Source organism: Flavobacterium hercynium, assembly GCF_002217285.1.
Lineage (GTDB): Bacteria > Bacteroidota > Bacteroidia > Flavobacteriales > Flavobacteriaceae > Flavobacterium > Flavobacterium hercynium.
On the sequence record NZ_MUGW01000029.1, the window covers coordinates 32,448 to 54,343 of the forward strand.

Below are 21,896 nucleotides of genomic sequence, written 5' to 3' on the forward strand. Positions count from 1 at the left end.
AGAACCCTAAACAAAAATGCGCATCCAAAATATCACTAAAAAATGAAACTACGTTCAACAGAAACTTTTTGGCCATTAAAGAATGCACTGGAAATGAGCTATCCCTCATTAGATTCAGATAAAGATACTGAAATACTAATAATTGGAGGTGGAATAACCGGAGCCTTAATCGCTTACAAACTCATTAACGAAGGGAAAAAAGTAATAATGGTAGATCGTCGTGATATTGCAAACGGAAGTACTGCTGCAAGCACGGCTTTGTTACAATATGAAATAGACGTACCACTACATGAACTTATAAAATTAAGAGGTGTAGAATGTGCTGTTGACAGTTACAATAATGGAAAAAAAGCAATTTTTGATCTCAGAATAATCGCTGACAGCATCAAAAGCAACTGCCAGTTTGAGTTTAAAAAAAGTATTTATTTCTGCTCTTTAAAAAAAGATCTCACCTTTCTAAAAAACGAATACAAATGCAGAAAAGACCATGACTTCGATGTAAGCTGGCTGGAACGGTGGGATTTAGAAAAATTGGGACTAAATGCTTTAGCAGCCATAGAATCTAAAACTGCAGCCGTTGTCGATCCGTATCGATTGGCTCAGGACATCATACGCTATTGTCAGGGCAAAGGCATGAAAGTTTTTGACAGAACAGACATTGCTGCTGTTCAAAGCCATAAAGGCGGAAGACTTATTGCCACTACCGAAAACAAATGTAAAATTACGGCCGACCATGTTATTCATTGCAGCGGATATGAAAGTGTTGAAACCATTAAAGAAAAAATTGTAGATCTAAAAAGTACTTTTGTTATAGCATCAGAAAGTATTCCTGATTTACCTAAGTCCTTCAAGAGAGCTATTTTCTGGGATACTTCTACACCCTATTTATACTACCGTGCAACATCAGATAACCGTATAATCGTAGGTGGTGGTGACGAAGAATTTATAGATGCTAAAAAGCGAGATAAACTTTTACCAAGAAAGGAACTTTTTTTAATGAAAAAATTTCAAAAAAAATTCCCGGGCATCAGTTTCAAAATCGATTATTCCTGGGCAGGAACTTTTGGGGAAACCAAAGACGGATTGCCTTACTTTGGAAAACCTGATTCACACAAAAACGAACATTATGTTTTAGGCTTTGGAGGAAACGGAATCACGTTTAGTACAATGGCGCTAAATTCTATTATGGATTCTATCAATCATAAAAAGAATAAAGATCTGGAATATTATAAATTTGGAAGATAATTTTTTTTTGAGGTTCAAAGGATTTAAGGAACAAAGGTTCAGAGGTCTAATACTTTGTCCCTTTGAACCTTTGCAACTTTGAACCTCAAAAAAAAACTAAACTTTCAATTCCATCTGAATATTGCATCTTTTATAAGGAGTTGCCAAACCTGTAATTTTCTCAAAACCCATCTTATAGTATAAATTAATTGCCGGTTTCAAAATAGTATTACTTTCCAGATAGATTTTTTTTGCTCCCAATTCTCTTGCAGTTTCTATAATCGCCTGACCCAAAAGCCATCCAATACTTTTTCCCTGAGCTTTTGGAGAAACCGCCATTTTAGCCATTTCAAAATCAAAAGCGCTGTTATGCATTTTTATCAAGGCGCAAACTCCCACAGGCTCATTTTGATATAGCGCAACTAAAATCTTACCGCCTTTATCCAGAATATATTCCTTCGGATTATCGAGCGCTTTGTAATCTGTTTCTTCCATTTCAAAATACTTTGAAATCCATTCCTCATTTAGATTTTTAAAAGCATCTTTATATTTAGGTTCATAAGCAACAATTTTAACCTCCTGACCTTCACGTAGTTTTTTCTCTTCCATTACTCTCTTGTATAATGATTTTTGTTCTAATAAAAATTCCCATTCCTCCAGCGCTGCCCACAAATTATGGTTCGATTCTCCAATCAATGATTCTACAGCCGCTTCAACATCCAGCCATTGCAGTTTAAGTTCTTCTGTAAGCGACAAACCTTTCTCGGTCATAATCACCACATTTCTGCGCTTGTCAGGAGATTTCAAATTGTCCTGAACCAAACCCGCGCTAATCATTTCCTGAATAATTTTGCTCACCGATGGCTGCGAATGACCAATTTCATTAGCAATTTCTGTAATCGTAATTTCCCGTTCATTAGCCAGCGTAATAAAAACCGGAAACCATTTGGGCATAAATTCTATACCATACAAATTATAAATTTTAGCCGCATCGTCTGTCATGCGAGCCGTCATCAAACGCAATCGGCTTCCTAAAGCCACTTTGCCTACTCTATCGAAAAAATCCATATCATAATTAATTACATAACTAGTTATGCAAATATATAAAATTTCTATTTCCATCCAAATAAAGTAGCAATTTAGTTTTATAAGAAGCTGAAAAAGAGCCAAAGGCAGGCAGATATTGAAATCCTTAATTTTAATCAGGCATTATGAACAAGCAGAAATTAAAAAAGGCGCACATATACTGTGCACCTTAGTGAAAAAAATCATTGCTCTGTTTTTTTCAGACATTCGTTTTTATATAATTATCAGAGAATTATTAAAAAACCAAGTCCATATATATCAAGCTGTAATAGCTAACGGATTTAAATTAAACTTGTATTCCTTTGGACTGCATTTAAACTTTTCTTTAAAGATTTTAGAAAAATAACTTCTGCTTGTAAAACCAATGCAGTACACAATTTCAGAAATATTTAAGTCAGATGTTCTAATCAGAATTTCTGCTTTTAAAACACGCATGTGCGTAATGTAATCATTTACCGTACGGTTGTGAATCATCTTAAAACCTTCCTGTAATTTATTTGGAGACAATCCCGATTTTTTGCTCAATGATTTTATTGTAAAAGGCTCTTCAGGGTTTGATTTAATAGCTTCTGAAAGTTCTTTTATCTCTTCCATTTCTCTTAGAGTCAGACAATTCAAATCTTTTGTAGCAGCTGCCATATCATCAGAATGCTGCTGAATCTCCATTGCCAGGATAATTCTCAAAATTCCTTCCTTCAATAAATTTCTAACAATTCCATTTTGCGTTACAGCATTAAGCTGCTCAATTTTCTCAGCAATTCTCAAATTATAAGAACCGATATAAAAGAAGTCTTCTGTTTTTCCTTCAAAAAAAGTTTCACGAACACTTTCATTCAGCGAATGAGTGCCGGCAACTTGAGTTCCCACAATAATTAAAGTAAATTTTGTTTTGGTTTCCTTTTCGAAAAATAAAACATTCTCTTCATTTTGTTTAGACGAAAGAATAGCAGTCTGAAAAGTTTTCAGCTTTCTCTCCTCGCCTCGTAAACCAAAACTATGCGACAAATTTCCCTTAGAACAATAAGCAAAATAAACCGGAGACGATTTTTGATTCATTACATTAAGTCTCACATCAGATGCAAAAGTCATATCAAACTGCACGTATGAAATATCATCATTAAACGAAGCGCCAATAATAGATCCTTTAGCAAAACTGTTATTTACTTCTAAAGTATATTCATCTAAATCAAAAAGAACTTTACCTCCTACATTCAAAGCCAATTCTTCAAATATATTTTTAATTTTATCTGTATGTATACTAACTATTTTCATTTTGCCTGTATTTTAATTTTTCTTGCTTTACTTTTATAGACTTTAAAAAAGGAATCTCGTCGTGGGTAGCTTAATTCCTAAAAATCTATCATTCAAAGTTCGATTAAAGACAGACCAACAATGTTATATAATTTTTTCATTTTGTTTTATAATTCCTTCTAAATGATTATTTTAACAAAACAGTTTTTTTATATGCAAAAACAAAATAGTAAGTATGAAAAGTTTTTCCTTTCCTCCAATAACTACACAGCAAGCTAACATTTTGATTCTGGGCACAATGCCCGGCACAAAATCATTAGAACTCAATCAATATTACGGACACAAGCAAAACAACTTCTGGAAGTTTATGTTTACGATACTAAACGAAGAATTTTCTACTGAATATGAAATAAGAAAATCATTGTTGCAAAAAAACAACATCGCCGTTTGGGACGTTCTACAATTTTGCGAACGCATAGGAAGTTTAGACAGCGCCATAAAAAATGAAATTGCCAATGATTTCGAAAGCTTCTTAAAAGAACACCCGCAAATACAAACTATATTATTCAATGGTAAAGCTGCTGCTGCATTTTTCAAGAAATATGTACATCTAAATAAAACGTATCAACTCATTACGTTACCATCGTCAAGTCCCGCCAATGCCAGCATTAGTTATGAAAACAAGTTAAAGGAATGGAAGATTATCAAATCCCTGCAAGAGCCTCAAAAGTAAGAAATGTTTGAATTCTATAACATTCTGCATTTAAAATGTAACACAACACCAAGACTAATGATCTAATTTTACCATTAGGTTTTAAGATATTTAAATAATTGAATTCAGTACTTTATAAAATCTCACTACTTATAAAGTACAATAAAGATTTAGATTATAAAAAATATTGGTTGTTAGTTTATTTTGAAAAAAAAGCTATTCTATTCGTAGAATAGCTTTTATAGTTTAAGCCCTAAATACAATGCACACTTATGAAAATTCAAACGTACAAAAATCACATCCGATTTTACCCCCCGCACCATTTTGTATATTATCCGCTTCTTGCACTATTTTTGTTCACCAGCCTTTATATGGCCTGGACAACCAACGAAAAACTAATATGGACTTTTATTAGCATCTGTTTTATATTCCTGTTCTGTCTCGGTTTCATGCTCCGCCAACATTACGCTATTACATTGCAAAACAGAATCGTACGCTTAGAATTACGATACCGTTACTTTACGCTTACCGGAAAAAGACTGGAAGAATTCGAATACAAACTAACAGACGATCAAATATTTGCCCTGCGATTTGCCCCCGATAGCGAATTACTGCCGCTTGTAGACGATGCTGTAAAAAACAATCTCACCGGAGCAGCCATCAAAAAAGCCATCGTACATTGGCGAGCCGATTACAATCGAGTATAAAAACAGCACAACGTCTAAATAATTGGGCGTGCCACCATTACAAAAAAGGGCTGACATAAGCACCGCTTAGTCGCCCTTTTTTATAATGCTGTCGGGCTATCCATGCTACTACGGTAGCTTATTCCTATCCCTCACGCACTCTCGTATTCAAAACAAATACTATTTCATCAAATTATTCTACAGGTTCCAACTGCAGCACCACATTCTGATAACGTTTTCCAAGCGAAAACAATTGTTCCGCAAAAATCATTACCACAAGCGGAATAAAGAAGAATGAAGTTAAATCTTCTTCATACAAAAGATAAGTCGTTATTATAAAAATACGTCCATATTCGAGGTAATAGATCCACTTGCGTTGTTCCAGTAAAGCACCGCAATTCACAAGCGTAATCAGAATAACAAACAAAACAGAAACCTTATCGACTACATTTAAATAATCAAAATAATACGTAAAAACAGTAAGCAGTAAAACAGAAGCACCTAACTGAATATACAAGTAATTTTTAAAACGAAGCCTTTGATGCGGATTCTCCTTATCCTGCAAAAATCGTTTCTCCAAAATAGGTCTAATATCCTGATCCATGTGAGCCGGACTTCCAAAAACAGCCTTCCATCTTGCTTTAAAACCATGAGAACGTTTCCATAACTCGTAGATTTCAAAATAGTAGTGAAAGTGCTGCCACAAAAAGCTATAACTTTTTAGCGGATGCGTTAATCCGTATTTAGGTTTTTCTTCTTCCTCCTGAAACGTTCCAAAAAGACGATCCCAAAACGTAAACATATCACCATAATTTTTATCCAGATATTTCTCGTCAGAAGCATGATGCACCCCGTGAACTGATGGCGTTACAAAAACATACTCCAGCCATTTTATTCTGCCAATCATTTGCGTATGCGTAAAAAACGAATAAGCGCCATGCACAATCAGCATCGTAATCACCATCGACGGATGAAAACCAACAAAGGGCAGCACACACCAAAATCCTGTTCGTACAATTGCCTGAAAAGTAGTAATCCTTGCCGCGGCAGTAAAATTAAACTCTTCGCTATGATGATGGACAATATGAGCAGCCCAGAAAAAATTGACCTCGTGTCCCAGTCGGTGGTACCAATACCAAACAAAATCAGTAGCAAGAATCAGCGCCAGCCAGACAAAGACATTACTCGAAACATCAAAAAGTCGGTAATTGTCATAGATAAAATAATACAATTGATAAAAACTCGCAGCGATAAACAAATTGATCAATCTCTCCGCGATACCAATACTAATGTTCGAAACAGAACTTTCGTAATTGAAAATTTCCGGCTTCTTCCTACGCTGTGCCATCTTAAATTCTATAAATAAAAACAAGAAGAAAGCGGGCATCGCGAAGGCTAGAAAATTAATATGTTCCATTTTTAAAAAGTGCTTTTTGTGATTTGTAATAAATGCTTAAATAATTCAATATTGCTATAAACGAAAAGATATTTTCATCAGCTAACACCCTTTTTCATTACTGAAAAAAAATCCTAACCGATGAAAATAAACTTGTCGTACTATTTAGTTCAATCCTTTAATTCTGTATAAATTTTGGCGTGTCCAGCGCTATTTCCTTCACAGATTGTGTTTCAGCAACTTTTTGCAAAGCAATAACATAAGCCGCAATACGAGGCGTAACATTATGCTTCGCCGCAATTCTAAAAACAGTTTCAAAACCTTTCTCCAGAACATCCTCTAAACGAGAATTAATCTGGTGAATTCTCCAGGATTCTAAAAGTGAGTTTTGAAGCCATTCAAAATAAGAAACTGTAACACCACCTGCATTAGCAAGAATATCAGGAACTACCAATACATTATTATTGTGCAGAATTGCATCAGCATCAGACGAAACAGGACCATTTGCTCCTTCTACAATAATTTTAGCACGAACCTCGCTGGCATTTCGTCCCGTAATCACATCTTCCTTAGCTGCCGGAATCAACACATCGACGTCTAAAAGCAATAATTCTTCATGCTTAATCGCAACCGAATTTGGATATCCTTTTATACTTTTACTATTCAGGTTATAATATAAAATCAGTTCCGGAATATTAATCCCATCCGGATTGTAAAACGCCTCAGAAACATCACTAATCGCAACTACTTTCAGCCCTTTTTCATATAAAAACAAAGCCGAATGTAATCCTACGTTTCCAAAACCCTGAATTGCAACAGTAGATCGTGCCGGTCTCAGTTTGAGTTTTTGCAATGCCAGCAACGTAATAATGCTCACACCCCTTCCTGTCGCTTCTACTCTGCCTAACGATCCTCCCGAATGCAAATGTTTACCGGTAACAACCGCGTGAATTGTTTTTCCGTGAACCAATGAAAATTCATCCATTAGCCATCCCATTTCATCCGGACCGGTTCCCATATCAGGAGCAGGAACATCTTTTTCAGGACCGAAAATATCCGCTAAAGCTTTTGTATACGCTCTAGTAATCTTTTCTAATTCTGTTTTAGAAAGTGTTCGGGGATCACAAATAATTCCGCCTTTTGCACCTCCAAACGGAATCCCCGTTACAGCAGACTTCCAGGTCATCCACGCCGCAAGTGCCTTTACTTCATCAAGGTTCACACCGTTATCGTAACGAATCCCACCTTTAGAAGGTCCTAATGCCGTATTGTGAATCACGCGGTAACCTTCAAAATTCTGAATCTTACCATTGTCTAACGTTATGGAGAAATTTACGAGAATCTGTTTTTCAGGTCTTTGCAATTTTTGCCTGATCGATTCATCTAAATTTAAAATATCGGCTGCGATATTAAACCTGTCAATCATCGATTGAAAGGGGTTTTGTTTTATTAATTCTGTACTCATAATTATATCTTTTAAAATTTGGGTTCTCTTCTTAAAATGTATCCGTTAACTCGCTTCTGTCATCTTGCAAAAGCATTTGTTTTTTATAAAAATCGCATACAGCCACAACATGGAATTTTCCTCAAACAGCACTGCATCATAATATTTGTATTTCTATTGGATCTCATTTTATTCATTTTATCGTTTTAAAAAAAAAAGCCTTTCATGGTGCATGAAAGGCTAAAAAAAAAAATAACTAACAAGTACTTTCTCTATTAACGACCTTTCATTACATAGTGCATCATGCAGCACATCGTGAAGCTGCAAGTGAATGGAATGATATTTTGATTATAGTTTTTCATTGTTGAGACAAATTTATAAATATATTTTATAAATTCTATAGAATTAGTAGAGTTTATTTTACATCTTTTGAAAATAAAAATAAAACACCTTGTAAATTAAGACTTTAGGAGAGTAAAAAAAATCACTTAAATTGTGATAAAACGATAAAAACAATCGAAATCAGGGCTAAAAGCAATCCAAATAGGTTAAGTTTAGAAACTTTTTCCTTAAAAAAAAGCAAGCCAACCAGACTTCCCAGCACAATAACTCCCATGTTCATTCCCGCAAAAACCGTAGAAGGATTGTCTGAAAAAGCTTTGTGCGCTTTCAGGTAAAATAAGATATTACAAAAATTGAAAACACCAACCAAAGCACCAAAAAGCACATTCTTGATTTCAAGCTTTACTTTCTTAACGACAATTTCATACGCCACAATCAAAATAGCGATCACTAAAGCAATGCTAAAAACCACAAATAAAGAAGTTGTGTAAGGTAAAGTAGTAAACAACGCTATTTGCTTGAAAAGAATATCAACTATTCCAAATCCAAATAATACAATGGCGGGATAAATCCATTTGTTCTGACTATTTTGAGTGGGTTTTCGCAAAATAAATAACAACGCCAAAAAGCCAATCAAAAGTCCGATAACTTTATAAGTATTAAAAGCTTCCTTAAAAATAAGCCATGCTGCCAAAATTGGTATAAACAAAGAAAGTCGCTGAGCAGCATCTGTTTTAACGATTCCCATATTTTTTATAGAAGCTACCAAAAACAAAAGGACGATTGGTAACAAAAAACCAATTGCTACATATATATTCCAAGGTGCTTTTGCATCAATTTCAGAAAAATTAGGCGCAAATATTGCATAACAAAGTGCTAATGCAATACAATAATTAAAAGCTACAATTTGAGTAGGATTGGCATTATACTTTCGAGTAATTTTAAAAATAACACCCACAATCACACTACAAAAAACACTTAGAATAAGAAACAACATAGGATTAAATTTTGCTGACAAAAGTAGTACTTAAACTTCTTTTAGTTCTATGTTTTGCTTCTATTTTTTATCCTATTTATATTCGAGCCTTTTTTATTTCCTTTTCTGCATTTTTTACTTTTATTACTTATTAGTTTCAAAATCACATTAATCACTCTTCAACCAGCCTGTAATACTCATTCTTGTATTATTGGTAATTAAGACTTCATGAACCAGTTCATTACTTTTAAAGAAAATGGTTTTACCCTGAGTAGGCGCTATTTTCTGATTGTTGTTTTCCTGATGAATCATCAACTCTCCCCCATCGCTTTCCTGCCAATTACTATTCAAATAACTAATCATAGAATACTTCCGACTCGGATTGTTTTTAAACTGATCTAAATGTTTCAAATAGAAATCTCCTTTTTCATACAAAGAATAATGAAATTCATAACCCGTAATTCCGGCGTAACAACTTTCGTTTAAATAAAGAATAAATGCATCAATCTGAGTAAAGAACTCATCTTCGAATACATTTTTGTGTTTCTTATCTAACCAGTAAATAGAATCGCTTCTAATTGCACCATCGTAAGAAACCTTTTCTGAGTTTCCTATTCCTGCTGCCAGCAATAAACTCTTTTGATTTAAATCGATTAAATTCTGTTTTAAATGATTCGCCAATTCAGGGCTTAAAAAATGCTCCGATATTCCAACTTTGTTCTCAATATAACTCGCAATCAAATCTTCGAAACCATTTTCCATTTTTGTTTGGGAAAAACTGCAAATACAGCCAACGTAGCAAGGTAGAGGAAATAAAACTGGTAATGGCGTTTTTATAAAATAATAAACCATACAGGTTTTGAAACTTGTTGGGTTAGGATCGACCGATATGTATCAGCTTAATTCGTAAATAGCACAAAATATCGGTCGTTCCTATGGAACTTTTTTCCTATCCTAATAACAAAAGCCGGATTAAAATCCGGCCCTACAATATTGGTCGAGCCTCTGGCTCTTTCGAATTACACTCAGTCTTGTTATCGGGAAAAACTTTATCAAATTTTAAAAAAGTTCCGTAGGAACGAAACATTTTGTAGCAACTTCAGTACATCAAAATTGTTGCAGAATATCTTCCTTGTGTTTTAGTTTGTATTAGTGCGCTTATTGCAGCAGCATCAAGTGTAGTATAATCATCTGTTAAAACTAATATATGAAAATGCGTATGTTCTTTATAAGACAAAATATTGGTATCATACGGAGGTTTAATCGTTTTGATTTTCTTTTTTTCTAAGAAACATTTTATCATTTTAACATTTACATTTTCATTAATAATTTTAGTAACTATCTCTAGTCCTACATTATCACTCACTTTCATCTTTTTTATTTTTTTAATTAATTCCTGTATGAAAAACTGTATTTTTGTTTAACAGGCGAGCAAGTAAACAATTGATTGTTTGGTAAAACTTAAATTTAGCCCGTACCATACATTATTGAATATGTACCGTACATAACCTTATTTTTTATTTAGAAAATTATTACTTTTGAAATATGAGTACTACAACAAAACCAAATCACATAGGGCGAAAAATTAGCCGTATTCGTGAATTAAAAGATATGAAACAGGAAGCTTTGGCACAAGCTATGGGAACAAATCAACAGGCAGTTTCTATTTTAGAAAACAGCGAAACAATAGAGGAAGAAAAATTAATAGAAGTTGCTAAAGCACTAGGTGTAAGTGTAGAAGCAATTAAGAATTTTTCGGACGAAGCTGTATTTAATTATTTCAACACCTTTACTGACAATGATTTTAGTAATAGTCAAGGTGCTATGAATAATCATTGTACTTTCAATCCGCTTGATAAAGTTGTGGAATTGTACGAACGCTTGGTTCAGGCTGAAAAAGATAAACTTGAATATGTTGAAAAACTATTAAGAGAGAAATAATACTTTATGCCAGATATAGTAATTAAAAAACGAGACTTGTAGTTAGTTATGGTCGGAAGATTATTCTTCCGACTTTTTTTTTGCATTATTCTTTTCAAATATTTGTTTTTATTAATTTTTTAAAATTACAAATTACATAATTATGTTCTTCAAATAAATATTTCTTTAGAAGATTTTATTTGTTAATTTTTATACTATTTTTGGTCTCGAATTAACCCCAAAAACAAACTTTATGAAAAAAATAATGCTTAGTATTGTGTTGTTATCTTCTATTTATTTATCTGCACAAACTGTAATTATTGATGAAAAGATTGAAGAAAGTAATTATCCTATCAGTTTCGAATATCTGCCAAATACTGAAAAGTTTGTTATGTATCGTGGTGAAAGGATTAAGATGACCGCGTCTTATTTAGCAACTAATGCCTTAGCTTACGATGCAAATGGAAAAAGAGAGACTTTGTTTGAAAATCAAGAGTTGTATAGTTGCTCTTATTCCATAACTGAAAAATCTTTTATGGCTTACAACTTCGAGAAGTCAATTTGGACTCCATATTATAAGATTTTTGTTGATAACAAGCCTATAGAAATAAATCCTGATACTAGGGAAAACATGAACTTCTCTTTTTTTACAATCTATTCTGATGGTATTTCACATTCTAAAAGTAATTTAGCTTCAAATAACATAGATGGGGCTTTCAATGATTTGTATGTTTTAGGTTTTTCAAATCAAAAGAATAAAGGAAAGATCGACTTGAAAAAAGACGATATTTTTTTAGAAGTTTTGGAATTAAAGACAGGTTCTAGAAAAAGATTTCCAATTGAAAAGCCTGATTTAACTTTATTAGAAGGAGAATCTTTTGCTAAAACTAATATGAAAGTTACGTTTCGATGTAAACTAAATGGTAACGAAAATTTCGATTTAATAACCAAATCAATATCTAAAGATTTTAAAATTGTCATTTTATACAAGACAACTTATAATTTTGAGGGAAAAAAAATAAAAACAATTCCATTTACTTTAAAACTTAATGATAAATTTTTTGTTACATCTGGCAACGATGGCGGACCAGCGGTATATGAACAAACGAGTGTAGATCTTGATAATCTGAGTATTAATAATTACTTAGAAGACAGAAAAAATGGAGATTTATATGTATATGGAATTTTTAGCGATGAATTTCCTAAAAAGATAGGTGATAGAATTCATCCAAATGGTTTTTATGTTTTTAAATTTGACAAGGAAGGTAATAAAGTTTGGGAATCAATTAATAAGATAGATGGGAAAGATTTCTTTGAAAAAATTAGGTCCGATGCGGCGTTGAAAGTTAGTTTAGCAGAATACAATAAAAATCTCGTTTTTCAAGTTTGTGTTAACTCTTTTACAGAATTCACAAATGCGGCGGTTGTGGATAAATCAAACGGGGCAATATTAAAATCTAGCTTTTTAGAATATAATAATAACGCATCTCACGAGAAATTGAGAACTTTTATTAGTTTCACATATGATTTCGTTGGAGATTTAAGAAAAAAATCATTTTCTCAAAATTCCTTTGCTGCCATAATTTTGAACGAAAATTTGTTTAAATATTTAAAAAGCATTCCAGAAGGAAATACTAGACTGCATTTTACAACCAAATTTACGGATCAAGGAATTTGGCTAGTTGAAACTGACAATAAGAATTATTATAAAGTTCTTCTATTTAAAGACTAAAAAAAGCTCCCAATTTGGGTAGTCATGGTCGGAAGATTATTCTTCCGACTTTTTTTGCTTTATGCTTTTGAAATATTTGTTTTCCTTACTTTATTTTAACAATATTTTTCTTGTTTAATTTATAAATTTTAATTATATTTATTACCAATGATTTTGAACCTAGTGCAAAATAAGTTGCCGACTATTACAGAAGAAGATTGGATATTGAAGTTTTTTTCAGGTTTATCAAACAAGAGCTAAATCTCAGTCACTTGGTATCGCTGAATAAAAACGGAATATAAGTAATGATTTATATGACTTTAATTGCTGCAATGCTGATTTTAATATATCAAAAAAAGCAAATGACCTTGGCTATAAAACCGCAAAAAAAAGATTTGGTCTAGAACTCCGGGAACTTATTACAGCAATAATTATAGTCTTCGTAGGCGGAGATCCGTCAAAAGCATATAAAACATAAAGTGGTCGGAATTTCCTCTGACCACTCTTAACTTGTAGTCTCGTTTTTTTTGTTTTCACTTTAAAGTTCCGTAGGAACGAAACATTTTGTAGCAACGGATTTTAATCCGTTGATCACAACAATGAACGTTATGAAAGTTCCATAGGAACGACCGATATTCATACGCCATATTCGTAAATAGCACAAAATATCGGTCGTTCCTATGGAACTTTTTTCCAATCCTAATAACAAAAGCCGGATTAAAATCCGGCCCTACAATATTGGTCGAGCCTCTGGCTCTTTACAATTTACTAATATAACTTCCGTACATATCCTTAAACTGATGTCCTTGTGCAAAACGGTCTTTGCTTAATTTTTTATATTCTACCAATCCCCATAAAATAAATTCTTTCATAAAATACAAATCGTTTTTATCCAATTGAGGCTGGTACTTTTTCAATATAACATCTAATGGCGTTACCTGATCTAAAATACGTTTGTATTCTTCATCTGTAGCATCATCTAACAATTCGAAACCACTTTCAGCAAAGAACCATTCTATCAAATCTGAATAGGCATTTTTCTCACCTTGCTTTTCTAATTTTTCAATTTTAGGTAAAAGCGTTGGAAACAACGTTCTGATGGCTGATCCTATTAAATTCTGCGCCACTGCTGCAGCTCCCTCCTGCTCTCCTTCATAAACCAATTCTACTTTTCCTGTAATCGCAGGAATGATTCCAATAAAATCAGACAAACGAAGCGAAGTAAAATCTGCTCCGGATTTTAAAGCTCTGCGCTCTGCGGTACTCATTAAGTTTTCGAAAGCGGTAATACTCATTCTCGCACTTACACCACTTTTATTGTCGATGTATTCGCTGTCACGCGCTTCGAAACTTATTTGTTCTAAAATATCTTTTGCCAGACTTGGTACATAAACCAATCTGTGTTGTGTTTCATCTAATTTTGCTTCTTGCTCAGTAATTGTTCTGGCAATGGCAACACTTTCAGGGTAATGCGTTAGAATCTGAGAACCAATTCTGTCTTTTAGTGGCGTTACAATACTTCCACGATTCGTATAATCTTCCGGATTCGCAGTAAATATAAATTGCATATCTAAAGGCATTCTCAATTTAAATCCTCTAATCTGAATGTCGCCTTCCTGTAAAATATTAAATAAAGCAACCTGAATTCTCGCTTGTAAATCCGGCAATTCGTTAATCACAAAAATACAACGATTCGCTCTCGGAATCATTCCAAAGTGAATTACACGATCATCAGCATATGATAATTTAAGATTTGCTGCTTTTATCGGGTCAACATCTCCAATTAAATCGGCTACGGTAACATCCGGTGTTGCTAATTTTTCGAAAAAACGTTCACTTCTGTGCAGCCACGAAATTGGTGTTTCGTCTCCTTTTTCAGCAATGATATCTTTTGCAAAGCGCGAAATAGGATTCAACGGATCATCATTGATTTCTGAACCAGCCACAAACGGAATATATTCGTCAAGCAATTCAACCATTTTACGAGCCAAACGCGTTTTCGCTTGTCCACGTAATCCTAATAAATTGATATTATGACGTGATAAAATAGCACGCTCCAACTCAGGAATTACAGTATTTTCGAATCCGTGAACACCCTCAAAAACAGGTTTCCCCGATTTAATTTTCTCACGAAGATTGTTTCGCAATTCATCTTTGATGCCTACGCTTTTGTATCCAACAGCTTTTAACTGTCCTAATGTGTTTATATTTTTAATTTCCATCTTTATGAAATATCTGTTTTTGTTATTGTTGTTTTTTGTAAAATAATGATTGTGTTATTATTTTACGAAATTTTACGTAGACGCACTGCGGTGCGTCTCTACGGTTTTGCATTTATACGATTACGTTATATGTAAAATTTTTAATCGCTCCCAAAAACGCACTGCGGTGCGCCTCTACGACAAACCTTTGAACCTTTGTACCTTTGCACCTTTGAACCTACATTTTAACGAACCCTCTTTTTCCTATTTGTTTCATAATCCTCAAAAATCATTTCACCCAAACCTTTCAGTCCAGTGTAAAATGCTTTTCCCTGATTTGCTTCGGTAAAATGATTTACGAAACGCTGTAAATACGGATCGTTTGCAATCATAAAGGTTGTAATCGGAATGTGTAATTTTCTGGCTTGTTGCGCCTGTGTATAACATTTGTCGACAATATACTCATCAAGTCCGTTACTATTCATATAGTAAGAACCGTCACGTTCGCGAACACAACTTGGTTTTCCGTCGGTAATCATAAAAATCTGCTTGTTAGTATTTCGCTTTCTGCGCAAAATGTCCATTGCCAATTGCAGTCCTGCAACTGTATTGGTATGGTAAGGTCCAACTTGTAAATAAGGCAAATCTTTAATAGGAATCGTCCAGGCATCATTTCCAAAAACCAAAATATCGAGTGTATCTTTCGGGTAACGTGTCGTAATTAATTCCGCCAGCGCCATGGCAACTTTTTTAGCCGGCGTAATACGATCTTCACCATACAGAATCATACTGTGGCTTATATCGATCATGAGCACCGTACTCATTTGTGCTTTGTACTGTGTTTCTTCGACAACCAGATCATTTTCTGTCAGCATAAAACTTTCTACGCCATTGTTGATCTGTGCATTGCGAAGACTTTCGGTAAGTGAAATACGCTCCAGACCATCACCAAAATTAAACTCACGAAATTCTCCGGTATGTTCATCTCCGTTTCCGGCGTGTTTGGTTTTATGATTTCCTGTTCCGGATCTTTTTAAATTTCCGAAAATCTGATCTAAAGCTTGCTGACGAATTGCACGTTCTGTTTTAGCAGTGATTCCAAAACCACCTGTTCCATCGTCTTTGACTTCGTCTTTTATGTAACCTTTCTTTTTTAAATCTTCGATAAAATCATCGATTGTGTAGTTCTCGTCGGTCAGTTTATATTCCTTATCCAACTCCCGAAGCCAGTTTATCGCTTCATCAAAATCCCCTGAAGTATGGGTGATTAGCTCTTTGAAAATACCAAAAAGTTTTTCAAACGGAGACTGAAAAGGAGCTTCGTACGTTTTAAAATAAAAACCTTTTTTAAATTCGTTTTTCATGATTTTAAAATTACGCTATTTTAGAATTATGAAAAACGAAACGTTTATTAATTTTTAGTTAAAGTATTTCTTGACGGTTTGTTGTTTTTTGTTTGTTGTTTGTGGAATCGTTAATTCGTTAAATCGTGGATTTGTTTGTTTGGTGAATCGATTATTTGTGAAATCGTTTATTTGCTTAATCGTTAAAATGTGAAATCATTTAAAATTCACAACTCACAATTCACCATTCACGAAAATTTTCCATCAACATAAAACCACACTCCATTTTCGAATTTAAACGTTGAAAACTCGTAGTGTGTTTGTGGTTGCTGATTGGCATCCAAAAAATAGGCTTTAAATTCTACTGTGTTTTCAGAAGTACTTAGGATTTCAAGTTTCTGCCATTTGTTGCTGGTTGCCCATTTCAAAATTTCAGACTTAGAATAATATTTACGTTCAGAAACATAAGTTGTTTCTAAAAGGTAATCTGCATTGTGTGTTGCGTAAGCACTATAACGAGAACGCATTAATGTTAATGCTGTGGCTGCTTTTTGACCTCCTTCAAGATACAAATTACAACAGTCATTAAACAATAATCCGGTATCGCAAAAGCATTTTTTACTCTCCATCTACTTGTTCTTCTCCATTAATCTTAACATGCAACTGATTCAATAATACCTGATAACGGCTTATTTCTCTTAGTTCTTCATCTTCTTCCGCATGATCCAGCATTTCATCTAAAGTATCGCTTACTTCAAGTAATTTGTTGTTTGCTTCTTTGCTTTGTTTTGCAGCTATCAAATCAATGATTTTCTGCACACTTTCTTTTAATTCTTCGAATTTACTCATATCTTTTTTATTTGTTTTTGTTGTTTCAGGTTTCATGTTTCAAGTTTCAGGTCGCTCCGTTCGAAAACTTGAAACTAAAAAACCTGAAACTTGAAACCAATTCTCTACTCTTCCGTCTTACTTTCGTTGAATTTTTTTATAATTTCTTTCAACTTTTCTTTGCGTGCAATTTCAGCCTGTTTCACTTTGTTTTGGGCTTTATGCAATTTATCGTTGTGCTTTTTTATGTTTCTTTCGTTGTTGCGTCCCATTATATTGCTCTTTTAATTTCTTCTAAAGTTTTTTCGGTATAAATCAGTTCTCTGATAATTTGTTCTCTTAAAACATCAAGGTCATCATAATCAAAATGTTTTGCCCATGAAGTAAGTTGTTGCAAATTCCTGATTTGCTTAATGCGTTTTGTGGTTTCAAAACTGGTTCTTAAAATAGCTTTCGTATCTCTATCAGGATTTTGTTTGTGCTGATAGGTCACGGTATTCTTTTCAAAATTTGCATCTATATAATATAGCTTCTCTTCAGCATTGTCCGTATAAAAATCATTCCATGCTGCAAAACCTATTTTTGTTTTCGACTCTGTTTCAGGTTCACGCGCTATCAAACGCCATTTGCTGTTCGCTAATCGGCCCCAATGATTCGAGACGCGGTACATTCCGGCTTCCGTATAATAATAGGCACTTCCGGCTTTACTTTCGAATTGTTTTTTTAAGCCTTCAATTTCATTTGAAAGTACTTCCTGAAAAACACAAAATGTATTTTTGAATGAATTAGGATGTGGCTTGAAGTTTTTTTGCATGCGCAAATATACTGAGATTGTCAAGAACCTCCTAAAACAAACCAAAATTGATGAACTTTTGATTAACTTTGTCCCTTCAATTTAAAATATAAAGATCATGTCTAAAGATTCACAAAGTAAGATGATGCAAAAAGGTGTTTATACCGGCATTATAGAGAAAGATGAAAATAACAATTTTTTTTGTGGTGAATATCTGTTAGATTATAAAATGGTAGCTGCTAATCATACTGTAGGAGAATTGATTACTATAAAATCTATTATCGAAAATCCAAGTGATATTAGCTATGATAAATATCCAAAAAAATCAAAAAATTTTCATAAAGCAAATAACAAGCCTGAAGAGAAGTACTAATTTAATTTTAGGTTTTCTTTTGTTCAAGTTTAAAGTTCTTCTTCTAAGCTTGATTTTTTAACCTAACTGACAACTTTTAACTTTTTAATAATGATTATTTTTTACATCAAAACTAAAAAGTTAAAAAAAAGTGTACCTTTGCAAAAAAATTGTCGTTTTGAGGGTAAAAACACTCATTTCAAACTAATAGACAAGAAGTTACCTTTTATTTATGAAAAAAATAGTTGAATACCGTAAGTTACTAAACGTAGACAAAACTGCTGAATTAAAAGATTTGAAAACCATTTATCGTAATGCGATGAAGGAATCTCATCCTGATAAATTTCAAGGTGATGAAGCTGGTTTGAAAGAAGCAGAAGAAAAAAGTAAGCTTATTATTGAAGCTTATCACTTTTTGGTGAGTATTAATCCAGAAACGATTAAAGCAAATTTACCTGAATATACAGAAACAATAGCAACTTCATCAATTACGGATTATAAATTTGTTGAAGGTCGTTTAATCATTGATTTCTCTAACGGAAGTGTATACGAATACATCAGTGTTCCTAAAGCTACTTACGTGAAAATGGTAAATGCTGATTCTCCTGGAAGATTCGCAAAAAGACACATTTTAAACTCTTTTACCTGGAGAAAGAAAACAAATCAGGAATAGATTTATATCACAATATTTGTAAAAGCATTCTGACAACAGGATGCTTTTTTTGCGTTTAATAACTACCAAATGGATTTTTTCAAGCAAAAATCGACAATTTTCAATCATTTTAAGAGTAAAAAAGAACACCAAACACGCTGATAACAAGACATTTAAACCCAACAAAAACTATAACAAAATTTTAAGGCAGCAAAATTCTTTATATTTTATAATTTTAGATACTTTTGTTGCTCAAATCAATTAACTAATTAATTTTTTATAATGAAAAAAATATTTTTATTACTTACCGCTTCTGTAGCAATTATTTCATGCAGCAAAGTTAAAGACGGAGAATACCTTATTACAGGAACTGCTACAGGAATTGAAAATGGAAAAACAATTATCCTTCAAGGTCGTGACAAAACTACTCAAATGCCAATTTCTCTTGATACTGTAAAAGTTGAAAACGGAAAATTTGAAATTAAAGGAAAAGTAACTGAACCAGCTATCCATGCATTACTTGTTCAGGGGGCAAACGGACAAATTCCTTTTATCCTTGAAACAGGAGAAATTAAAGTTACAGTTGACAAAGACAGTATACATAAATCTAAAATTTCAGGAACTTACAGCAATGACGAGTTTGTGAAATTTAATGATGAGTTAATGAAAACTCAGAAAAAATTATCTTCTTTCCAAAAAAACAATACTGCTAAAATGCAGGCTGCTCAACAATCGCAAGATACTGCAGTTATCAATGGTTTGATGAAAGAATTTATGGCTATCCAAACAGAAGTTCAGGAAACTTCTAAAAAGCAATATGTTGCTTATGCTGAAACGCACCCAAAATCTTTTATTACAGCTTTAATCATTAGAGGAATGTCTGACGATCCATCTGTTGAAGCTAAAAAAATCGAAAGTTTATACAATTCTCTTGACGAGTCATTGAAAAACACTAGTACTGGAAAAGAAATTAAATCTAAAATAGGTCAAGCAAAATTACCTGCAGTTGGTGCATCAGCTCCTCCAGTTGGTAGCGCTCAATGAAGAGCAGATTTTTCTGCCCCAAACCCGGAAGGAAAAGTAGTTTCGCTTAAAGAAAGTTTAGGAAAAGTTACTATCGTAGATTTTTGGGCTTCATGGTGCGGACCATGCAGAAAAGAAAATCCGAATGTTGTAGCACTTTATAAAGAGTTACATGCAAAAGGATTAAATATCATTGGCGTTTCTTTAGATAAAGAAGCGACAAAGTGGAAAGAAGCAATCGCAAAAGATGGTTTGACCTGGACACATGTTTCAAACTTAAAATTTTGGGACGAACCAATCGCTGCTCAATATCATGTTGAATCAATTCCTGCAACTTTTATTCTTGATGCATCAGGAAAAGTAGTCGCTCAAGACTTAAGAGGTCCTGAATTAAGAGCTAAAGTTTTAGAACTTTTAGCGAAATAAGAACCAAATTCGACAAAAAATAAAAAAATCTCCCTAGTGGAGATTTTTTTATTTTATTCAATACCAATAGGTTAAAAATTATTTCAAAAAAAACTTAAAATTAAGTGCGATTTTTGTTTGTAAACATGAAAAACGTTCCTATATTTGCAACCGCTTAGAACAACAAAGCGCAACAATACAAAGCTTCGGGGAGATACTCAAGCGGCCAACGAGGGCAGACTGTAAATCTGCTGTGTGAACTTCGCAGGTTCGAATCCTGCTCTCCCCACCAAAAAAGTCCTAATGAAAATTAGGACTTTTTTTATGCCATAAATTTAACCATTGCGGAGATTTTTGAGATCATGATAAAAGTTGGGGATTAGGCAAAAAGATTGGTTAATCTAAACAAGAAGAAATCTATGCTTCTAACTCTTCTTAAATGGCCTGTAAACGCTTTTATTTTGTATTAAAAGATTCAGCCGAAGCATTTGTACTTCTATTATCAAAATAGTTTAAGATTGACTGGTAATTAATCATTATAGTATTAAGAAGAATATTAAAATTTTTAAAACCAGATTCTTCAACCTTCTTTTACCAATGCGCTAGTTTAGTCATGGCAATGGTTTTGTTTTCCCAACATGTGCACCACTTCAATTCCTTCCAAGGTTCTTCTTGCAGACGAAAAACTTTTAAAACCCAAACTGTTTTGTATTCGCCATTTTATAAAACGATGATCCTGCTCAACAATATTATTGAGATATTTAGATTGACGAATATTTATATTTGAAAATGATCGTTTGTTGTAAACTCGTATTGCGCTGGTGTTCGAGCAGCTTTTTTCTATATTTATTAAAGCTGGTCTGCAGTTATTATTTATTGCCCTAATTAGAAATGACTGGATACTCATTCTCTGTCGTCTTCTAGTCAAAAGAAAATCTACTGTTTTACCAGATTTATCCACAGCCCTGTATAAATAACACCAAATACCTTTAACTTTTATGTAGGTTTCATCCATTCTCCAGCTCACTCCCACTCTGTTCTTTCTTTTTTTCATCTGTGATTCAATAATTGGAGTAAATTTAAATACCCAACGTTGAATCGTAGCATGATCAACTGCTATTCCACGCATTTTCATTATTTCCTCAACATCCCTGTAACTCAATGTAAATCTCAATTTGAAATAAACAGCCTGCAAAATAATGGCTTTGGGATAACAATGACCTTTCGTATTCATAAAATATATTTCAAAGATTTAAAGATAATAGTTATTAAACAGATGCGACAGAACCAGATTTTGTCTTTAACTAGAACTTCACGCTAAGTTAGCACATCCACTTTTTTTTTGTAGTCATATCTTACAGATTTTAATTATATTCGTAAGGTACAAAATCAAATAATGTGCTACCGAAGGTTTAGTTCAGCACACGCTACAAGCAATTTGAATATTAGGCTTAATTTGAAATTAGTTTTGTATTTGGATGATTTAGCAAATCCGAATAATGGGCTTAATTTAATCCCAAACTGCTTGTAGCGCGGGGACGTTAGCAATAA

Annotated in this window: 23 protein-coding genes, 1 tRNA gene and 1 pseudogene; 10 read left to right on the top strand and 15 right to left on the bottom strand. The window is 33.3% G+C overall.

Annotation, left to right across the window (positions count from 1 at the left end):
* Positions 1-42 precede the first annotated feature (42 nt).
* Entirely contained in the window at positions 43-1,245 is a 1,203-nt protein-coding gene (locus B0A66_RS14310) for an NAD(P)/FAD-dependent oxidoreductase (protein ID WP_089050536.1), read from the top strand.
* Between the two features lie 96 nt (positions 1,246-1,341).
* On the opposite strand, the gene B0A66_RS14315 is transcribed toward B0A66_RS14310, so the two are convergent.
* Both B0A66_RS14315 and B0A66_RS14320 read right to left on the bottom strand, forming a co-directional pair.
* Entirely contained in the window at positions 1,342-2,292 is a 951-nt protein-coding gene (locus B0A66_RS14315) for a bifunctional helix-turn-helix transcriptional regulator/GNAT family N-acetyltransferase (protein ID WP_089050537.1), read from the bottom strand.
* 276 nt (positions 2,293-2,568) lie between these two features.
* Positions 2,569-3,582: a helix-turn-helix domain-containing protein gene (locus tag B0A66_RS14320; protein WP_089050538.1), complete on the bottom strand. Its 1,014-nt coding sequence runs from the start codon at positions 3,580-3,582 to the stop codon at positions 2,569-2,571.
* Between the two features lie 214 nt (positions 3,583-3,796).
* On the opposite strand from B0A66_RS14320, the gene B0A66_RS14325 reads away from it, so the two are divergent.
* Positions 3,797-4,294, top strand: a complete 498-nt coding sequence (locus tag B0A66_RS14325; RefSeq protein ID WP_089050539.1) for a DNA-deoxyinosine glycosylase — start codon at positions 3,797-3,799, stop codon at positions 4,292-4,294.
* 251 nt (positions 4,295-4,545) lie between these two features.
* The gene (locus B0A66_RS14330) at positions 4,546-4,980 is read left to right on the top strand and encodes a DUF6526 family protein (protein WP_089050540.1); all 435 of its coding nucleotides are present in this window, start codon (positions 4,546-4,548) and stop codon (positions 4,978-4,980) included.
* Between the two features lie 172 nt (positions 4,981-5,152).
* On the opposite strand, the gene B0A66_RS14335 is transcribed toward B0A66_RS14330, so the two are convergent.
* The 5 genes from B0A66_RS14335 to B0A66_RS14355 form a co-directional block, all read right to left on the bottom strand.
* On the bottom strand, positions 5,153-6,376 hold the full coding sequence (locus B0A66_RS14335) for a sterol desaturase family protein (protein ID WP_089050541.1): 1,224 nt from the start codon (positions 6,374-6,376) through the stop codon (positions 5,153-5,155).
* A gap of 157 nt (positions 6,377-6,533) precedes the next feature.
* The gene (locus B0A66_RS14340) at positions 6,534-7,820 is read right to left on the bottom strand and encodes a Glu/Leu/Phe/Val family dehydrogenase (protein ID WP_244283494.1); all 1,287 of its coding nucleotides are present in this window, start codon (positions 7,818-7,820) and stop codon (positions 6,534-6,536) included.
* Between the two features lie 463 nt (positions 7,821-8,283).
* Positions 8,284-9,138: an EamA family transporter gene (locus B0A66_RS14345; RefSeq protein ID WP_089050542.1), complete on the bottom strand. Its 855-nt coding sequence runs from the start codon at positions 9,136-9,138 to the stop codon at positions 8,284-8,286.
* Positions 9,139-9,285: 147 nt separating this feature from the next.
* Positions 9,286-9,879 (bottom strand): 2OG-Fe(II) oxygenase, encoded by a 594-nt coding sequence (locus tag B0A66_RS14350; protein WP_089050543.1) that lies wholly within the window; start codon positions 9,877-9,879, stop codon positions 9,286-9,288.
* 337 nt (positions 9,880-10,216) lie between these two features.
* Positions 10,217-10,489 carry a hypothetical protein gene (locus B0A66_RS14355; protein ID WP_089050544.1) on the bottom strand — a complete coding sequence of 91 codons (273 nt, stop codon included), beginning with the start codon at positions 10,487-10,489 and terminating at the stop codon, positions 10,217-10,219.
* A gap of 173 nt (positions 10,490-10,662) precedes the next feature.
* Between B0A66_RS14355 and B0A66_RS14360 the strand changes: the two genes are divergently transcribed.
* Both B0A66_RS14360 and B0A66_RS14365 read left to right on the top strand, forming a co-directional pair.
* The gene (locus B0A66_RS14360) at positions 10,663-11,058 is read left to right on the top strand and encodes a helix-turn-helix domain-containing protein (RefSeq protein ID WP_089050545.1); all 396 of its coding nucleotides are present in this window, start codon (positions 10,663-10,665) and stop codon (positions 11,056-11,058) included.
* 232 nt (positions 11,059-11,290) lie between these two features.
* Entirely contained in the window at positions 11,291-12,769 is a 1,479-nt protein-coding gene (locus tag B0A66_RS14365) for a hypothetical protein (protein ID WP_089050546.1), read from the top strand.
* A 737-nt stretch (positions 12,770-13,506) separates the two neighbouring features.
* On the opposite strand, the gene B0A66_RS14375 is transcribed toward B0A66_RS14365, so the two are convergent.
* From B0A66_RS14375 to B0A66_RS14400, 6 genes are all read right to left on the bottom strand, one after another.
* Complete coding sequence (locus B0A66_RS14375) at positions 13,507-14,970, bottom strand: AAA family ATPase (protein ID WP_089050547.1); 1,464 nt, start codon at positions 14,968-14,970, stop codon at positions 13,507-13,509.
* 224 nt (positions 14,971-15,194) lie between these two features.
* A complete protein-coding gene (locus B0A66_RS14380) occupies positions 15,195-16,313 on the bottom strand; it encodes a vWA domain-containing protein (RefSeq protein WP_089050548.1) in 1,119 nt (372 codons plus the stop codon).
* A 227-nt stretch (positions 16,314-16,540) separates the two neighbouring features.
* Entirely contained in the window at positions 16,541-16,921 is a 381-nt protein-coding gene (locus tag B0A66_RS14385; RefSeq protein ID WP_089050549.1) for a YchJ family protein, read from the bottom strand.
* Positions 16,911-17,177: a hypothetical protein gene (locus tag B0A66_RS14390; RefSeq protein ID WP_244283496.1), complete on the bottom strand. Its 267-nt coding sequence runs from the start codon at positions 17,175-17,177 to the stop codon at positions 16,911-16,913. Before B0A66_RS14390 ends, B0A66_RS14385 begins: the two co-directional genes overlap by 11 nt.
* A 68-nt stretch (positions 17,178-17,245) precedes the next feature.
* On the bottom strand, positions 17,246-17,392 hold the full coding sequence (locus tag B0A66_RS22890) for a hypothetical protein (protein ID WP_089050550.1): 147 nt from the start codon (positions 17,390-17,392) through the stop codon (positions 17,246-17,248).
* Positions 17,392-17,934: a hypothetical protein gene (locus B0A66_RS14400; RefSeq protein WP_089050551.1), complete on the bottom strand. Its 543-nt coding sequence runs from the start codon at positions 17,932-17,934 to the stop codon at positions 17,392-17,394. Before B0A66_RS14400 ends, B0A66_RS22890 begins: the two co-directional genes overlap by 1 nt.
* Before the next feature lie 97 nt (positions 17,935-18,031).
* Between B0A66_RS14400 and B0A66_RS14405 the strand changes: the two genes are divergently transcribed.
* The 5 genes and pseudogenes from B0A66_RS14405 (at position 18,032) to B0A66_RS14430 (ending at position 20,637) form a co-directional block, all read left to right on the top strand.
* Positions 18,032-18,286: a hypothetical protein gene (locus tag B0A66_RS14405; protein WP_089050552.1), complete on the top strand. Its 255-nt coding sequence runs from the start codon at positions 18,032-18,034 to the stop codon at positions 18,284-18,286.
* A 211-nt stretch (positions 18,287-18,497) separates the two neighbouring features.
* Positions 18,498-18,938 (top strand): KTSC domain-containing protein, encoded by a 441-nt coding sequence (locus B0A66_RS14410; protein ID WP_089050553.1) that lies wholly within the window; start codon positions 18,498-18,500, stop codon positions 18,936-18,938.
* A gap of 261 nt (positions 18,939-19,199) precedes the next feature.
* Entirely contained in the window at positions 19,200-19,961 is a 762-nt protein-coding gene (locus tag B0A66_RS14420) for a DUF4369 domain-containing protein (RefSeq protein WP_089050555.1), read from the top strand.
* A gap of 18 nt (positions 19,962-19,979) precedes the next feature.
* Positions 19,980-20,366, top strand: a pseudogene (locus B0A66_RS22895) (peroxiredoxin family protein); the annotation flags it as partial.
* A 187-nt stretch (positions 20,367-20,553) separates the two neighbouring features.
* Positions 20,554-20,637, top strand: a tRNA-Tyr gene (locus tag B0A66_RS14430).
* A gap of 164 nt (positions 20,638-20,801) precedes the next feature.
* Here the strand turns inward: B0A66_RS14430 and B0A66_RS23145 are convergent.
* A complete protein-coding gene (locus B0A66_RS23145) occupies positions 20,802-20,882 on the bottom strand; it encodes a transposase (protein ID WP_244283503.1) in 81 nt (26 codons plus the stop codon).
* Positions 20,883-20,952: 70 nt separating this feature from the next.
* Positions 20,953-21,579: an IS6 family transposase gene (locus tag B0A66_RS14440; RefSeq protein ID WP_089050557.1), complete on the bottom strand. Its 627-nt coding sequence runs from the start codon at positions 21,577-21,579 to the stop codon at positions 20,953-20,955.
* Positions 21,580-21,896: the final 317 nt, after the last annotated feature.

Coding starts and splice junctions, on each gene's coding strand:
- B0A66_RS14310 (WP_089050536.1), top strand. CDS start 43: ATGAAACTACGTTCAACAGAAACTTTTTGGCCATTAAAGAATGCACTG.
- B0A66_RS14315 (WP_089050537.1), bottom strand. CDS start 2,292: ATGGATTTTTTCGATAGAGTAGGCAAAGTGGCTTTAGGAAGCCGATTG.
- B0A66_RS14320 (WP_089050538.1), bottom strand. CDS start 3,582: ATGAAAATAGTTAGTATACATACAGATAAAATTAAAAATATATTTGAA.
- B0A66_RS14325 (WP_089050539.1), top strand. CDS start 3,797: ATGAAAAGTTTTTCCTTTCCTCCAATAACTACACAGCAAGCTAACATT.
- B0A66_RS14330 (WP_089050540.1), top strand. CDS start 4,546: ATGAAAATTCAAACGTACAAAAATCACATCCGATTTTACCCCCCGCAC.
- B0A66_RS14335 (WP_089050541.1), bottom strand. CDS start 6,376: ATGGAACATATTAATTTTCTAGCCTTCGCGATGCCCGCTTTCTTCTTG.
- B0A66_RS14340 (WP_244283494.1), bottom strand. CDS start 7,820: ATGAGTACAGAATTAATAAAACAAAACCCCTTTCAATCGATGATTGAC.
- B0A66_RS14345 (WP_089050542.1), bottom strand. CDS start 9,138: ATGTTGTTTCTTATTCTAAGTGTTTTTTGTAGTGTGATTGTGGGTGTT.
- B0A66_RS14350 (WP_089050543.1), bottom strand. CDS start 9,879: ATGGAAAATGGTTTCGAAGATTTGATTGCGAGTTATATTGAGAACAAA.
- B0A66_RS14355 (WP_089050544.1), bottom strand. CDS start 10,489: ATGAAAGTGAGTGATAATGTAGGACTAGAGATAGTTACTAAAATTATT.
- B0A66_RS14360 (WP_089050545.1), top strand. CDS start 10,663: ATGAGTACTACAACAAAACCAAATCACATAGGGCGAAAAATTAGCCGT.
- B0A66_RS14365 (WP_089050546.1), top strand. CDS start 11,291: ATGAAAAAAATAATGCTTAGTATTGTGTTGTTATCTTCTATTTATTTA.
- B0A66_RS14375 (WP_089050547.1), bottom strand. CDS start 14,970: ATGGAAATTAAAAATATAAACACATTAGGACAGTTAAAAGCTGTTGGA.
- B0A66_RS14380 (WP_089050548.1), bottom strand. CDS start 16,313: ATGAAAAACGAATTTAAAAAAGGTTTTTATTTTAAAACGTACGAAGCT.
- B0A66_RS14385 (WP_089050549.1), bottom strand. CDS start 16,921: ATGGAGAGTAAAAAATGCTTTTGCGATACCGGATTATTGTTTAATGAC.
- B0A66_RS14390 (WP_244283496.1), bottom strand. CDS start 17,177: ATGAAACCTGAAACAACAAAAACAAATAAAAAAGATATGAGTAAATTC.
- B0A66_RS22890 (WP_089050550.1), bottom strand. CDS start 17,392: ATGGGACGCAACAACGAAAGAAACATAAAAAAGCACAACGATAAATTG.
- B0A66_RS14400 (WP_089050551.1), bottom strand. CDS start 17,934: ATGCAAAAAAACTTCAAGCCACATCCTAATTCATTCAAAAATACATTT.
- B0A66_RS14405 (WP_089050552.1), top strand. CDS start 18,032: ATGTCTAAAGATTCACAAAGTAAGATGATGCAAAAAGGTGTTTATACC.
- B0A66_RS14410 (WP_089050553.1), top strand. CDS start 18,498: ATGAAAAAAATAGTTGAATACCGTAAGTTACTAAACGTAGACAAAACT.
- B0A66_RS14420 (WP_089050555.1), top strand. CDS start 19,200: ATGAAAAAAATATTTTTATTACTTACCGCTTCTGTAGCAATTATTTCA.
- B0A66_RS23145 (WP_244283503.1), bottom strand. CDS start 20,882: ATGATTAATTACCAGTCAATCTTAAACTATTTTGATAATAGAAGTACA.
- B0A66_RS14440 (WP_089050557.1), bottom strand. CDS start 21,579: ATGAATACGAAAGGTCATTGTTATCCCAAAGCCATTATTTTGCAGGCT.